This window comes from Polaromonas sp. P1_E1_2, from assembly GCF_056406035.1.
On record NZ_JBFUAZ010000036.1, the window covers coordinates 1 to 14770 of the forward strand.

A 14770-nucleotide genomic window follows, 5' to 3' on the forward strand; every position below is an offset into this window, starting at 1 on the left:
GCCAGAAAGGGCTGCAGGCCAAAACTCTTCCGATATTCAAGCCCAGACACCTGTCGGTGCGGCTTCGGCTGGCGCCCCGGCGTCTGCACCTTCAACTAAAACCACGCCTTCACCCGCACCCTGGAAAGTGCAGATCGCCCGCGTGGCGGTGCGCGCCGGGCGAGTGAACTGGCTGGATGAAACGCTGGCTTCACCCGCCGACATTCACCTCGCCGGACTGACGCTCGATGCCTCCGGCATCGCCATGCCTTTTGCGGCTAACGCGCCCCTGCGGTTCAATGGTTCGCTCGGATTGGAGCCGCCGGCACCCGCGCCGGCAAAAACCGGCGCCAAACAACCGGCCAAAACACCGGCCTCATCCGCGGCATCCACTGCGCAAGCGCTTGCAACACCGGCGCTGCTCACCTTTAGCGGCACAGCCACCGACCAGGCCGCTCAGGCCACGGCCACCGTCGCGGCCTGGCCCTTGGGCATGGCCGCCAAATACGTCGGCCAATTCCTGCTGCCGGCATTGAACGGGCAGCTCGACGCTCAGCTCGGCGTGAACTGGCAGGCGCCCAGCGGTGACAAGCCGCAGCAGTTGCAGGTCACCGCCCCGCAACTGACTGTCAGTGACATCCTGCTGGCGCAGGGCAAGGTGTCGCTGGTGTCCGTCAAGCGTGTCGAACTCGGGAAGGTTGACATCGACGTGACAGGCCAGTCCTTCAAGGCCGCCAAAATGCAGCTGGACCAGCCCAGGGCCAAAGTCGACCGCGACACCGACAAACGCTGGATGTACCAGCGCTGGATGGCGAGTCCGGGCACCGCAACGCCGGCGCCGCCCCCTACCGACGCGGCAACACGCGCGGCGGCGCCTTCATGGGCCGTCGCCATTGCCGATGTGCAGCTGGACGGCGGCGCCATGTCGTTTTCCGACCAGTCGGGCAGCAAGCCGGTGGTATTTGAGGTGAGCGCGGCCAAAGCCCAGCTGGGCGGACTGGTGCTGGACGACAGGCCGGACGCCAAGGCGCAAGCCGCCAAACCCATGCCGCTGACCGCCTCGCTGCGCCTGGCCACCGGCCGGTTTGAACCCGGCAAGGTCGATTTCAACGGCAATCTCGGCTTGAGTCCGGTTCAGGCGCAGGGCCGGCTGGTGGTCGACAGGCTGCCGGTGCAGGCATTTGAGCCCTACCTTGCCGATATGCTCAACATCGAACTGCTGCGCGCAGATGCCAGCTTCAAGGGGCGCGTGTCTTACCGGCAGACACCGGCCGGCCCGCAGGCGCAGGTGGCCGGTGATGTGTCGCTGGAAGAGTTCCGGGCCAACACGCTGGCGCCCAGCGAAGACCTGCTGGCCTGGAAGGCCCTGAACCTGCGCGGCCTGAATGTGGCGCTGGACCCAGCCAAGGCGACCCGGGTGGATGTGCGGGAAACCGTGCTCACCGACTTCTTTGCGCGCGTGATCATCCTGCCCGATGGCCGCATCAATTTGCAGAACCTGGTGAAGCCCGGCAAGGACGCCGTGGCCGCCAGCGCAAGTGCGGCAGGCGGAACGGCGACCCTGGCCCTTTCGCCATCATCGGCGCCATCTTCACCGCAAGCTTCATCTGCTACTGAAACGATAGCTTCCGGCGCACAACCATTGCGGTCCAGTGGCCCTAAAGGCTCAAAATTCGTGTCCGCAGCACCGGTCAGCCCAACGGCCCCCGCCGCGGCGGCTGGCGGCTCCCCGCCGCCCATCGTCAACTTCGGCCCGATCAGCCTGATCAACGGCAAGGTGCTGTTCTCAGACCGCTTCGTCAAGCCCAATTATTCGGCCGACCTCAGCGACCTGACCGGCAAGCTCAGTGCTTTTTCATCGGTGGCGCCCACCGTGCCGGGTACCACGGCCACCGTGCCCAACATGGCCGACCTCGAGCTGCGCGGGCGCGCCGAAAGCACGGCTTCGCTGGAAATCCTGGGCAAGCTCAACCCGCTGGCCAAGCCGCTGGCGCTCGACATCAAGGGCAAGGTGCGCGACCTTGAGCTGCCGCCGCTGTCGCCGTATTCGGTCAAGTACTCGGGCTATGGCATCAACCGCGGCAAGCTCAGTGTGGACGTGGGTTATGTGGTGCAACCCGACGGGCGGCTCACCGCCACCAACAAGGTCATCCTGAACCAGCTCAGTTTTGGCGACAAGGTGGAAGGTTCCACCGCCAGCCTGCCGGTCAAGCTGGCGGTGGCGCTGCTGGCCGACCGCAACGGCGTGATCGACATCGACCTGCCCATCAGTGGTTCGCTCAATGACCCGCAGTTCAGCCTCGGGCCCATCATCGTCAAGGTCATCCTCAACGTGATTGTGAAAGCCATCACCGCACCCTTCAGCTTGCTGGCCAATGCGCTGGGCGGCGGCGGGGAAGAGCTCAGCACCGTGGGGTTTGCCGCCGGCAGCGCCGAGCTGGGCCCGGAGGCCAAAGCCGGCCTCGACAAAGTGGCCAAGGCACTGGCCGACCGGCCATCGCTGCGGCTCACCGTGGTGGGCACCAGCAGTGTCGACGCCGAGCGCGACGGTTTCAAACGCGAGCGGCTCGACGCCCTGGTGCGCGCTGAAAAGCGCCGCGCCACGGCCAAAGAGGGCGGCACCGCGACGGCGGCAGTCAGCATCAGCCCGGCCGAATATCCGGCCTTGCTCAAGGAAGTCTATAAACGCGCCGACATGCCCAAGCCGCGCAACCTGGTCGGCCTGGCCAAAGACCTGCCCGTGCCCGAGATGGAAAAGCTGCTGCTGGCCGACATCAAGGTGAATGACGACGCCATGCGCGAGCTCGCCGTGCAGCGCGGCGTGGCGGTGAAAGACTACCTGGCTTCGCGCGATTTACCGCCTGAAAGGCTCTTTCTGGGGGCCGCCAAATCCGTGCCGCCGGAGGCCAAATGGACACCCCGCGCGGAGCTGAATTTGGCGATGCCGTAAAAACAGCGAAAATAGCGTCAGTGCTTTATTGATAAAGCTTTTATGGGGCCTTTGGGCCTGGGCGCGCAACACGGGTTGCGGCGCCGGCCCCCCATCCAATCCAACACCCGCTGCCGCCCGCAAAGTCCTCCATTCCCCGGGGAGCCTTGCGGCTGGTGGCACTTATTTTTTGACCTTGCGCTCCCATGTTTAAATCTTCCAAACCTGAAACCCCCGCCGTGAAAACGCCTACCACCAAGCAGGCTGAAGCCCATCCGCTGGACGGCCTGACCGGCGGCGCTTTCTCTGCGCCCACATCCGGTGAACGCACGGCGCGCATCCGCACCTGGCTGGCCACCGAGCCCACCGCCGAGCAGATGGCCGAGGTCTACAAAGACCTGGCCAACCGCGACAAGGGCGCCGCCAAGCCGCTGAAAGAAAAGCTCGACGAACTCAAGCGCAGCAAAGGCCAGGAAGCCGTGGCCGCCGAGTGGGCCGAAAAAGCCCAGGCGCTGCTGGCTGTGCCCAAGCTCAACCTGGCCGACGCCCTGGCCTGGCAGCGTGATGCTGCCAAGGCCGGCGCGCCGCTGTCCAAAGAGCCGCTGGCCGGCCTGAAGGTCCAGCTGGCCGACCGCGTCAAGACGATTGAAGACCTGCAGCACCGCACCCAGGTGCAGCGCGAAGCCGCCGTGCTGCTGGCCCAGCGTACCGAAGTGCTGTCGCTCAAGCCCTGGCACGACGCTGAAGCGGCGCTGGAGTCCTTGCGCGGCGACGTCACGCATTGGCAGTCGCAAGCCGATGACATCACACACGACGCCAACTGGGCCAGTGTGGACACCAAATTCCCTCCGCTGCTCGACGCATCGCGCGCGCAGTTGCTGGCCGTGTGGGAAGCCTTCCAGGGCGCCCTTGCGCAGGCCCAGAAGGCTGCTGAAGACACTGCCGCACCGCTGCCGGCTGTGCCGGTGTGGGCCGACGAACTGCGCGCCGCACGCGGCCTGCCGCCTGCAGCGGGTGAGCAGCCCGCACGCGCGCCCAAGGCCAAGATCGACCCGGCCGTGCTGAAAGACATGCGCGAAAAATCTTCTGCCATCGTCCAGGAAGCGCTGGCACGGCTTGAGCACGAAGTCACCGAAGGCCATGGCAAGTCCACCCCCAAGGTGGCGGCCGACCTGCGTCATGCGCTCAAGGAACATATTCGCAACATCGACAGCAAGCTCGAAGCCGCTGCGCACGCCGCACTCACTGCGGCAGGTGAACTCGAAGGCTGGCAGCGCTGGCGCGCCGACCAGATCCGCGAAGAACTCGTCGTGAAAGCCGAGGCCCTGGTGGCCAAGCCGCTGGGCGGACGCAAGCAACAGGAAGCCCTGCGCGCCATGCGCGAGCAGTGGAAGACCAGCGACCAGGGCGGCACGCCCAACCATGCGCTGTGGAAGCGTTTTGACGATGCCTGCAACGAAGCGCATAAGGTTGTTGAGGCTTGGCTGGAGAAGGTCAAGGAACAAAGCGAAACCGTCAAGGCCGAGCGCAAGCTGCTGATTGATGAAGTGCTGGCGTGGGCCGAAGCCAACAAGGGCAACACCGACTGGAAGCACCACATCCGCAGCCTCAATGGCTTTGTCGAAAAATGGCGCGAAGCAGGTCATCTGGGTGAAAAGGCTTTTGCCGAAATCCAGCCGCAGTGGAAAGCCGCGATGGATGCCGCAGACGCTCCGCTGACCGCTGCGCGCCACGACAGCATTGCACGCCGCAAGRCCATGATTGAAGAAGCCAATGTGCTGGGCGCCGAGCCGATGTTGCGCATCGACGCCGTCAAGTCGCTGCAACAGCGCTGGCAGCATGAAGCGCAAGGCGTGCCGATCGAGCGCAAGCAAGAGCAGAAGATGTGGGACGCCTTCCGCAAACCCATCGACGACGCCTTCCAGCGCAAGACCGCCGAACGCGAAAAAGCCGCCGCGGCGCTGGGCGAATACGACCGCATGGTGCTGGACGCCTCCAAGGCTGTGGAAGCCGCCACCGCCAGTGGTGACGTGCAGAAAATCCACGCGGCCGCCAAGGCGCTGGAAGCCATCGTGCGCGGACAGGTGCCTGTGCCCGCACCGGCGTCAGCACCTGTTGCCGCCCCGGCAGCGCCATCGGTTGAGGCTGCACTGGCCGACATCAATGCCGCCCCCGTTGCAAAGGAAAATGAGGCTGTAGCGCCCGCGAAGCCAGCGCAAGCAGCTACAGAAAACGTAGCAGATGCACCCGCTGCCACGGAAGCTGCCACCGAGGCAGCGGCCACCGAATTTGCCGAAGCCAGCGAGCCGGCCAGCCCGCCCGCCGAGCCGCCACCTGCACCCAAGCCTGCGCCCAAACCCGTGGTGGCACGGCGCGGCGACGACCGCCCCGGCATGAAGAAGCCCGAGCCCGCAGCGGCAGGACGCGGCGGCAAGTTCGGCGACCGCAAGGATTCGCGCCCAGGCAGCAAGCCCGGCGGCCCGCGCCAGAGCACCGACAACAAGTTTGAGCCTTATCGTGAAGGTCGCGATGACCGCGGCCCGCGCGGTAATGATCGGGGAGACCGCAACGCGCGCCCGGCCTTTGAAGAGCGCGGCCCACGCCTGGGCGATGCGGCCTTCCGTGCCCAGCGCGAAGCCTTTGAGGCCGCCAACCAGGCGCTCAAAAAGCTCGCGATGCAGGCGCATGGCGAAGTGCTGACGCACTTGCTCACCGCCTGGGAAAAGCGCGACCCCACGCAACTGCCGAGCGCGCAGGACCTCGGTAAAGCCGTGGCACCGGCCGTGCGCAACCGCTGGGTGCAGGCCGTCAGCACGCCCTCGGGCAAGGACGCCTCGGAAGCACTGCTGCGCCTGGAGATTGCCGCGGAACTGCCGACACCTGCCGAGCACATCAGTGCGCGCCGCATGCTGCAGTTGCAACTGCTGACCAAACGCAATGCGCCCGCACCGGCCGAGACCTGGGGTGAAGACACCGCCCAGGTGCTGGCCGCCAACTTTGACGCCGGCAACGCCAGGCGTGTGCAGAACGTGCTGAAGGCATTGCTCAAGCGATGACCGATTCGGCAGGCCCTGACGTAGCTGACGCAGTATTGCGGACGCAGCGCAGGGCCGCCCCAAGCAAGTCCAGCCCCCTCGGGGGGCAGCGCATTACACGAAGTGAAAAGCGTGGGGGCCAGGAAGACCGGCAACAGACGCTGGGCGAGGAGATCGCCAACAGCGTGAGCCACGGTGTCGCGCTGCTGGCTGCGCTGGTGTCGGCGCCTTTCCTGGTCATCGCCAGTGCGCGCGACGGTGATGTGCTCGATGTGGCGGCGGTCTGTGTTTTTGCCGCCACCATGGTGGTGCTGTATTTCACCTCGATGCTGTATCACGCCTTGCCCGCCATCCGGGCGATGCGCGCCAAGCGGGTGTTCCAGGTCCTGGACCATGGCGCCATCTACCTGCTGATTGCCGGCACCTACACGCCCTTCACGCTGGGCGTGTTGCGCGGGCCCTGGGGCTGGACGCTGTTCGGCCTGGTCTGGGCCATGGCGCTGGCCGGTGTGGCCGTCAAAGCCTTCGCGGGCGTGCGCTGGCCACGGCTGTCCACCATCCTCTACCTCGCCATGGGATGGATCGCCGTGATCGCCATCAAGCCGATGCTGGAGCTGATTCCAGGCTGGGGGCTTTTCTGGCTGGTGGCCGGCGGGCTTTTTTACACGCTCGGCGTCGGCTTCTTCGCCACCGATTCACGGCTGCGCTACGGCCACTTCGTGTGGCACCTGTTTGTCGCGGCCGGTACCGCCTGCCATGTTGTTGCGGTGCTGTATTACGCCGGCTGAAACTTCCGGTCTGCAACTGCTATTGAATACATAGCTGCTTGCGCCCGCCAGTATTGGGCTGCAAGCCAATTGTCTTTGTAAGTCCGCGGCGCAATGCCGTTCCGGCGCTCAGGAGGCTGCTTCAATCAGGTGGGCGATCCCGTCAAAGCCCAGCCGCCGCGCATGCTGCAGGGCGTTGAGTCCTTCCTGATCCACCAGCGCCGGGTTGGCCCCGGCTGCCAGCAGGCGCTGAACTACGGCGGTGTGGCCTTGCATGACGGCCAGGATGAGCGGCGTGCGGCCTGCCGTATCGGCTGCGTTGACGGGTGCGCCTTGCTGGAGCAGGCGCTCCAGTAGCTCCAGGCGTCCTGCGCGTGCGGCCTCCTGCAAGGCACCTGCCAGGCGGTTGGGCCCGGCACCTGCTTCTGCACGCGGTGCGCGATATTGCAGGGCGCTTTCCTGCTTTTGTTGAGGCGCTACGGCGCGTGCAGCTGGCGCGGCGGGCGCTGCTGCGGCAGGCGCCGCAGGTGTGGGGCGTGCAGCCGGCGCGGCTGCGGCCATATCAGCCTGCGCTGGTGGCGCCGCCAGCGATCCGGCCGCGGCACCGGCCATGCGTGGCACGATCGAGGGCTGCGTGTTTTCCTGGACGGCGGCGGCAGGCGCGGGCGCGGCAACGGGCGCTGGTGCGGGAGGCGGCGCGGCTGGAGGGGCTGCAGCAGCCAGTGCTGGCGCGGCTTCAGCTTCTCTTTGCCGGACAACAGGTTCAGTCACCGGGGGCGAGGCCGCTGCTTTGTCCTGCGCCGCAGGAGCCGGTGATTTCGAAGCCGGCTTCGCAATGTCGGCAGATCGCTTCTTGGCGTCGGCCTCGGTGACGGGTGTTTGCGGTGCCACTGGAGCGGGAGCTGGAACCATCGATGGCGAAGGCGCTGGTGCCGGCGGTGAAGCTGGTGACGATGGCGATGAAGGCGCCGTGGCGCTGGGCTGGCCAAACGCCAGTTCTTTTTCCTCGTCGGTGCCCCGGTCAAATTGCAGCACCAGCAGCCCCGTCAAGCCGGCGAGCGCAAGGCCTGCCAGCGCGGAGATTTTCCAGCGCGACTGGTTGGCTGCCGGGCGCTGCGCTGCATCGGTGTTGGCGACAGCTTGCGGCGCACCGGCCTGCTTGCCGGCTTCGATCACCATCTGCGCGTGGGCGCGCACGGCGTCACGCACATGCGCGCCGGGGCGGCGTGTGTCGTCTGCGCTGGCCTCCCGGTAGCGCTGCAGCAGCTCGTCGCTGTGCGGGCTGTGTTCAGGCTCTGTCATGCAAACTCCTGTAGCTGCTGGCGCAGGCTGTTCCGGGCATAGCGCAGGCGGCTCTTGGCGGTTTCAAAGCTGACGCCGGTTGCGGTGGCGATGTCTTCCACGCTCATGCCGGCTTCGGCTTGCAGCAGGAAGGCTTCGCGCTGTTCCAGCGGTAGCCGTTCCACCGCGGCGATCAGCGCCTCGGCCTGCTCGCTGGACTCCAATCGGCGCACCGGGCCGAAGCCCGAGTCGGCCGCCAGCGTATCGCCAAGGCCCAGGCCTTCTTCATCGTCGCCGCGTCCATCGATGCTGACATGCTGCTTTACCGTGCGGAAGTAATCGACCATCCGGTTGTGCGCCATGGTGAACAGCCACGTTTTGAACTTCGCTGTCACCGTATAGGTGGCGGCGCTGCGKGCCACGGCGAACCAGACATCCTGCAGGAGGTCGTCGGCCACCGCCTGTACCCGCACACTGCGAAACACATAGCGCCACACGCCCAGTTCATGCCGCGCATACAGCGCATCAAAAGCCGCCATGTCGCCGGCCGCATAACGCAGCATCAGCGATTCGTCGCTGTCTTCGTCGTCGGCTGTCGTCGTGGCGCTGGGCATGCGCCAGATTATCACTGCGCGGCGAGCGATCTTCCCCAAGGCAACAGACCGCCGCGTGGGGGTTCTTCATGCAAGCCTGAGCCGCAGGGCCGGCTTTGCCGGACTGCAGGCGGGCGGCCCCCTCGGGGGGCAGGAAGCTACACGAAGTGAGCGACCGTGGGGGCTCAATACCTTGGAGGGTCAGGTACATAAGACGGGTTTCCTGACTGCGGGAACGGATCAGGGATGGGGTTGCGCGCCACGGGTTCGCGGATCACGCCGCTGGCGATCAGGTTCTCGCGGCTGTCGTAGCGGATGCGGATGACCTCGTTGGGCTGTGTTTGCAGGCGCGCGAAGGTGGTCTGTGACACCAGTGAGTTTTCCCGTGCGCCGTGGCCTGTGCCGAGCCTGGCGGCAGGCAGGGGTGTAGACGGCAGCCTTCTAACCCGGTCTTCGGACAAGGCAGAAGCTTCCGCGCTGCCGCTGCCGCTGCCGCTGGCGCTGGCGCTGGCGCTGGCGCTGGCGCGGTCGGCCAGCGCGGATTTTCCGGCGGTGGATGATTCCGCCAAAGGTGCCGGTGAGGCTGATGAAGGCGAAGGGGCGTTTCGAAATCCCAGCGATGCATCGGCTTCGCGTTCCTTACGGCTGGAATAGGCGGGCGTCTGGGCGACCGGCTCGGGAGCCTGCTCCCTGAAGAGCGCCACACCGATCACGCCGACGTTGCCTGGCCTGCCGGTGCGGCCGGCGTACGAATCCCCGAGTGCGGAAAATTCAAATGCTGCGATCTMACTGCTGCTTTTGCGCCAGCCGGTGACCTGGTACTGCTGCCAGGGCGAAAACACATAGCCGGTCTGGTCCCAGGCGGCGGTTTCGCCGCTCAGCACATTCACGCCGTCGACGGCGGTTACGGCCAGCACCCGTTCACCGAGCTTGTTGCGCACGGCGATGGCGTATTTGGCGCCGTACTGGCCGGCCACCCAGTATTCGCCGCGGTGGTGGTACAGCGGCAGCGTGGCGCCGGTGTTGCGGTCAATCACGGTCACATCGGCCAGCCGGCCGACGGCCTGCGCGGGAAGGGCGGTCATGGTGAGGATGGCCAGCAGGATCGAAGAGGCAAGAAGAGGGGTTTTCACGTGAGCTCCAGAAAGTGGTGGAGCCCATTGAAACGAAGGGGCGAGGGAAACGGGGTTAAGCCGGCCTGAAAAGAACCAAATCGGGCCGGCCGGTTGCTATGTATTTGATAGCTGCTTGCGCTTGACCAGATTGGGCTGAGGGGTGATTTCCCTTGTGGAAATTGTCAACCCGGCGCGCCAGGCGGCCGGAAAGCCGGCCGCGGCTTACTTCGGCATGAAAAACTTGTCGAACAGCACGGTCAGGGGCGCGAAGTCCTGCGTGAAGCGTGTGCGGTTCACAAAATAGGCTTCGCACGCCACGGCAAAAAATTCGGCCGGTGACCTGGCGCCATAACTGTCCAGCCATGGCGGCTCGGCGCCGAAGCGTGTGGCCATGGCGACTTTTTCGCAGAACCCGTCGTAAGCCGGCTGCATGACCGCATGCCACGAGGTGAGGGCACTGCGCGTGGGTAAGGGTGGGCAGCCGTCGGCGGCGCCGTCGCGCATGTCGATCTTGTGGATGAATTCGTGGATTACCACGTTGTGGCCGTGCTCGGCCGACTCGCCCGCGCCGGCCACGTCCTGCCAGCTCAGGGTGACGGGGCCGCCCTGCATGGCTTCGCCCAGCAGTTCTTCGCTGTAGTGGTGCACCACGCCGGCCTGGTCGGTGACCTGGCGGCGCGCCAGCATGGCGCCGGGGTGAACCACGATGCCCTTGAAATCGTCATACCAGCGCAGGCCCAGGTGCAACACCGGCAGGCAGGCCTGTGCGGCAATCGCGACCGCCATTTCATCGGTGACTTTCAGGCCGTGTGCGCCGGTGAATTCCTTTTGCTTCAGGAATTTGTCGGTCAGTGCGTTCAGCTCCTGCAGCTCGGTGACCGGCCGCCGGGCCAGAAAAGGGAACTGCAGCAGGGTGTCCATCCACAGGGTTTCCGGGATGGTTTTGGCAGGGGCTTTGGAGCCGCCAAGTGTTCGTAACCAGTTCAGCATGGGATGAAGGTTGTGGTTAAGCGAAATGAAACAAGGGTCAGCACAGCGCAATCCTTTGCAGCCCGTCTGCGGTCAGGCGCAGCACTTCCGCGCGCGGCGCCGGGGCGCCCAGGTCCCAGTCGCTGAGCACCACGCGCGACAGGCCGCCGCCCAGGTCATGCACGGCAGGCTTGTGCGTGTGGCCATGAATCAGCGTGCGGGAATTGGCCGCCTGCAGCCACTGGCGCGCGGCCTGGGTGTCGACGTCGGCATATTGTGCGCCGGACTTCTTGCGTGCTTCGCTTTGCTCGCGCAGCCCGCGCGCAATCGCCTGGCGTTCGGCCAGCGGCCTGGCCAGGAAGGCGCGCTGCCATTCGGGGCTGCGGACCTGGCTGCGAAAGTTCATGTAGTCGACATCGTCCAGGCACAAGGCGTCACCATGCGACAGCAGCCAGCGCCGCCCGGTGCCGGCGGGAAAAACCAGCACGGTCGGGTCTGCCAGCAAGGTAGCGTTGCACAGGTCCATCAGGGCCTGGCCCACCAGGAAGTCACGGTTGCCGTGCATGAAAAACAGGGCCAGCCGGCCTGCAGCATTGCCCATGGCCTGCACGCAGCGCGCGTCAAAGCCGGCGGCAGGATCGAGCAGGTCGTCGTCCACAGCGTCGTCACCGACCCAGACTTCAAACAGGTCACCCAGGATGAAGACCGCGTCGGCCGGCGTGGTTTCAAGGTAGTGCTGCCAGGCCGCAAAAGTAGCCGGCTCCGAGGCCTGCAAATGCAGGTCGGAAATGAAGTCGACCGTGCGCCACACGGGCGGGGCCGGCAGCTCCGCCATGGGGGGCACGGCCTGGGGGGTGTTCACCGGCTGGATTTCGGCAAGCGCGGCCCGAAAGGGCACTCAGGCCACTGCAACGGCTTTTTGGATGATCACGTCTTCCATCGGAACGTCGTCATGGAAGCCCTTGCGGCCGGTCTTGACGGCCTTGATCTTGTCGACGACATCGGCGCCGGCCACTACCTTGCCGAACACGGCATAACCCCAGCCCGATGCGTTCGGTGCGGTGTGGTTCAGGAAGCCGTTGTCGGCCACGTTGATGAAGAATTGCGAGCTGGCCGAGTGCGGTGCATTGGTACGCGCCATGGCCACGGTGTAGTTGTCGTTCTTCAGGCCGTTGTTGGCTTCGTTCTCGATTTCGCCGTCGGTAGGCTTTTGTTTCATGCCCGGTTCAAAGCCACCGCCCTGCACCATGAAGCCCGGGATCACGCGGTGAAACACTGTGTTGGCGTAATGGCCCTTGTTGACGTAGTTCAGGAAGTTGGCAACGGTCTTGGGTGCCTTGGCGGCGTCGAGCTCCAGCGTGATGACGCCGTATTCGGCGATGTGGAGGTCTACTTTGGGATTGCTCATGATGGTGTCCTGTAGGGCTGTGTCAATTAATTGACGAGGGTTGCTGATTTGATGAGGACGGGCGTCTTGGGAACATCCGTCGGGAAGGGGCCGCCGGCGCCGGTGGGCACGGCCTTGATCTTGTTCACGACGTCCATGCCGCTGACGACCTTGCCGAATACGGTGTAGCCAAAGAGCTGGGGTGCGTTGACGAGCTGGGCGCGCGGGGTGTTTTCATAGACGCGGCCCTGGTATTCAAACTTCGGAACCGGGTCTCCGGGGGGAATCACCGTGGGGTTCAGGAAGTCGTTGTCCTTTACGTTGATGAAGAACTGCGACGACGCGGAATTGGGATCGTTGGTGCGCGCCATGGCGAGCGTGCCGACCACGTTTTTGGGCCCACCCTTGGCGAGCGCCTCGCGGCCTTCATGCGGCACCGGCGGGCGGGTTTTCTTCTCGGCGTAGGTGGCGTCGTAGCCGCCGCCCTGCACCATGAAGTTGCTGATCACGCGGTGGAAAATCGTGCCGTCATAGTGTTTGTCCTTGACGTACTGCAGGAAATTTTCAACGGTCTTGGGCGCCTTGTCGGGATAGACCTCGACCACGAAGTCGCCTTCACTGGTGACGAATTTGACCTTCGGCGCGCTTTGCGCGAGCGCCGGGCCGGCCAGGAGGGCCACGCCCGCCGCCGCCACTGCTGCGAGTGTGGCGCGGCGCAAGGGAGAAAACGCCGCAAGCGCCGCAAACGTCATGTGAACTGCCATCAAATGGTTCCTTCGAAAAATATCTTCCACTGGGTTCCCTGGCGGATCCAGTACTGGCGCTTGGTGCGGCCGGTTTTGGCGCCCTTGATCAGTTCGCCAAAGGTTACCACCATCGTGTCGGTGCTGTCGGTCCAGCGCAGGTAAGACACGTCCTTGAGCAGGATGTCGCGCCCACCGAGTTGCTTGAGCTCACTTTGCAGCAGCGGCGTCCATTCGGCCAGCGTCTTGCCGTAACTTGTGAAATCGGGTGTGTACCAGGTTGTAAGTTTGGCCATGTCGCCGCTGGACTTGGCGTGGTGCCAGCTTTGCAGCGCGGTTTCGAACGACCGGGTGTCGGCCGCCAGGGATTGCGGCGCCACCCATTTGAGGCTGTGGGCAATCACGACGGGCGTGCTGCGCACCTCGACGGTGCGGATGATGCGCTCCAGGTCGGGGTTGGCCAGCACGACGCATCCGTCGGTGGACAGCGGTGCCCGGGAAAACTGCGCCGGTGGTGTCCCGTGCAGCCAGATGCCGCCGCCGGTCTTGCCGCGCTTGACGTCGAGCTGGTTGGGGTAGTTGATGGGCAGTGCGCCCGAGCCGTAAAAGTCGCGCAGCGATTTGGGGTTCAGGTTGCTGGTGATGTAGTAGACGCCGACCGGCGTGCGCAGGTCGCCTTCGACGGATTTTTCAATGCCGGATTTTCCAACCGAGATGTAATAGTCCGCCACGAGTTTGAGGCCCGCGCTGGTGTTTTCAAACAGGTAAAGGCGTGACCTGGACGCATCGACGGCAATGGCGTGTTTGTTACGCGATGACAGCACCAGGAATTGCGACGGTACCAGGCCTGGGGCGGGCCGCTCGCGCAGCGCGCGCAGGCGCAGCAGCGACTCCTGCCGCAACTCGGCCAGCAGGGCTGCAGCAGTCTTGGCAGCGGCATCCGGAACGTCGCCGGGCGTGCGGACAGGGCGTGTAAAGCCGGCCAGCAAGTCGCCGTAAACCAGTTGGGCCAGCTGGAAGTTGGGGTGGTCCTTCACGAGGCCTTCGGCCTTGCGCAGGGCTTCGCGCGAATTCGCCTGGCCGATCAGTTTGTAGATTTCAATCAGCCGGGCTTCCGCTTCGCCGCCGCGCGCCTCATGCGGGGCGGGGGCTTTTGCCGGGGCGGGCCGCTTGGTTGTGTGCGCGCGGGTTTCGGCCCGCGCAGGCGAAAAGGCCAGCGCCAGGCACGGTGCGATGAAGAGAAGCGTTGCGGCCGCTTTTTTCATGCGGGCTTCCACGAAAGTTTGCCGGCCAACACAGACGGACAGGAACAGGCTGAACAATGCACTTGGGTCAGGCCGGCCGCCAGCGATCAGCCGCCTGTGGATTCCTTGACGATGACCCAGCGATCACCGGCCTTGGCCATCTCCAGCGTCTTGCGGCTGGAAATATTGATGGAGTCGGCGCTGTAGTCCTGCTTGAACCTGGCCGTGGCCTTGGCGCCCTGTACGGCGATGGCCAGGTCGGAGAGCTTGACGCTGATGCGCGACTTGCCGACGATGCGCGCGCGGCGGTCTTCTTCCCAGGCCTTGCGTGCCTGCTTGCCGGGCGGCGCGAAATTCTGGCCATAGCTGCTGAGGTAGCCGTTCATGTCCTTGTCGGACCAGGCCTGGGCCCAGCTGCGCACGGCTGCTTCGACTTCTTTTTCGGTGCCTGCGGCGGCAGCCGGTGCTACGGGTGTTGCCGGCGGCGCGGCAGGAGCAGGCGCTGCGGCCACCGGGGCTGCCGGCGCTGGCTTGGCAGCCGCTACGGGAGCCGCGGGGGCCGTTGTGGCCGGGCCAGACGTCGGTGCGCCGGCAGCCGGCTTGGTCGGGCTTTTTGATTCGGCGGAGAACAGGGTGCGGATCAATGCCAGCTTGGGCGGAACGGCAGCGTTGCCGCCGTCGAGTTGCAGGGCCTTGCTATAGGCCTGGCTGGCGAGCCTGGCGTAGAC

12 protein-coding genes are annotated in these 14770 nt (G+C 65.3%); 3 read left to right on the forward strand and 9 right to left on the reverse strand.

What is annotated here, in order from left to right:
- The 3 genes from AC1D1P_RS03800 to trhA all read left to right on the forward strand — a co-directional run.
- On the forward strand, window positions 1-2929 hold a 2929-nt coding region (locus AC1D1P_RS03800; RefSeq protein ID WP_477672129.1), incomplete at its 5' end, for a DUF748 domain-containing protein.
- A gap of 185 nt (window positions 2930-3114) precedes the next feature.
- Window positions 3115-5964, forward strand: a complete 2850-nt coding sequence (locus AC1D1P_RS03805) for a DUF349 domain-containing protein (RefSeq protein ID WP_477672130.1) — start codon at window positions 3115-3117, stop codon at window positions 5962-5964.
- A complete protein-coding gene (gene trhA, locus AC1D1P_RS03810; protein ID WP_477672131.1) occupies window positions 5961-6731 on the forward strand; it encodes a PAQR family membrane homeostasis protein TrhA in 771 nt (256 codons plus the stop codon). Before AC1D1P_RS03805 ends, trhA begins: the two co-directional genes overlap by 4 nt.
- 108 nt (window positions 6732-6839) lie before the next feature.
- On the opposite strand, the gene AC1D1P_RS03815 is transcribed toward trhA, so the two are convergent.
- The 9 genes from AC1D1P_RS03815 to AC1D1P_RS03855 form a co-directional block, all read right to left on the reverse strand.
- The gene (locus tag AC1D1P_RS03815; protein ID WP_477672132.1) at window positions 6840-8012 is read right to left on the reverse strand and encodes an ankyrin repeat domain-containing protein; all 1173 of its coding nucleotides are present in this window, start codon (window positions 8010-8012) and stop codon (window positions 6840-6842) included.
- Window positions 8009-8605, reverse strand: coding sequence for a sigma-70 family RNA polymerase sigma factor (locus AC1D1P_RS03820; RefSeq protein ID WP_477668982.1), 597 nt, complete (start codon window positions 8603-8605; stop codon window positions 8009-8011). The genes AC1D1P_RS03815 and AC1D1P_RS03820 overlap by 4 nt, the downstream gene beginning before the upstream one ends.
- Window positions 8606-8769: 164 nt before the next feature.
- A complete protein-coding gene (locus AC1D1P_RS03825) occupies window positions 8770-9717 on the reverse strand; it encodes a hypothetical protein (protein WP_477672133.1) in 948 nt (315 codons plus the stop codon).
- A gap of 204 nt (window positions 9718-9921) precedes the next feature.
- A complete protein-coding gene (locus AC1D1P_RS03830) occupies window positions 9922-10689 on the reverse strand; it encodes a M90 family metallopeptidase (protein WP_477668983.1) in 768 nt (255 codons plus the stop codon).
- Window positions 10690-10726: 37 nt separating this feature from the next.
- The gene (locus AC1D1P_RS03835) at window positions 10727-11503 is read right to left on the reverse strand and encodes a UDP-2,3-diacylglucosamine diphosphatase (protein WP_477672136.1); all 777 of its coding nucleotides are present in this window, start codon (window positions 11501-11503) and stop codon (window positions 10727-10729) included.
- A 63-nt stretch (window positions 11504-11566) separates the two neighbouring features.
- Complete coding sequence (locus AC1D1P_RS03840; RefSeq protein WP_477668984.1) at window positions 11567-12076, reverse strand: peptidylprolyl isomerase; 510 nt, start codon at window positions 12074-12076, stop codon at window positions 11567-11569.
- A gap of 26 nt (window positions 12077-12102) precedes the next feature.
- Window positions 12103-12819 carry a peptidylprolyl isomerase gene (locus tag AC1D1P_RS03845; RefSeq protein ID WP_477672134.1) on the reverse strand — a complete coding sequence of 239 codons (717 nt, stop codon included), beginning with the start codon at window positions 12817-12819 and terminating at the stop codon, window positions 12103-12105.
- A complete protein-coding gene (locus tag AC1D1P_RS03850) occupies window positions 12819-14063 on the reverse strand; it encodes a L,D-transpeptidase family protein (RefSeq protein WP_477668986.1) in 1245 nt (414 codons plus the stop codon). The genes AC1D1P_RS03845 and AC1D1P_RS03850 overlap by 1 nt, the downstream gene beginning before the upstream one ends.
- A gap of 86 nt (window positions 14064-14149) precedes the next feature.
- Window positions 14150-14770 (reverse strand): YybH family protein (locus AC1D1P_RS03855; protein ID WP_477672135.1); only part of this gene is annotated, 621 nt, incomplete at its 5' end.

Bases quoted from the DNA above. Each gene is read 5' to 3' on its own strand.
- AC1D1P_RS03840 (WP_477668984.1), bottom strand. From the start codon at position 12,076: ATGAGCAATCCCAAAGTAGACCTCCACATCGCCGAATACGGCGTCATC.
- AC1D1P_RS03815 (WP_477672132.1), bottom strand. From the start codon at position 8,012: ATGACAGAGCCTGAACACAGCCCGCACAGCGACGAGCTGCTGCAGCGC.
- AC1D1P_RS03845 (WP_477672134.1), bottom strand. From the start codon at position 12,819: ATGGCAGTTCACATGACGTTTGCGGCGCTTGCGGCGTTTTCTCCCTTG.
- AC1D1P_RS03850 (WP_477668986.1), bottom strand. From the start codon at position 14,063: ATGAAAAAAGCGGCCGCAACGCTTCTCTTCATCGCACCGTGCCTGGCG.
- AC1D1P_RS03830 (WP_477668983.1), bottom strand. From the start codon at position 10,689: ATGCTGAACTGGTTACGAACACTTGGCGGCTCCAAAGCCCCTGCCAAA.
- AC1D1P_RS03835 (WP_477672136.1), bottom strand. From the start codon at position 11,503: ATGGCGGAGCTGCCGGCCCCGCCCGTGTGGCGCACGGTCGACTTCATT.
- trhA (WP_477672131.1), top strand. From the start codon at position 5,961: ATGACCGATTCGGCAGGCCCTGACGTAGCTGACGCAGTATTGCGGACG.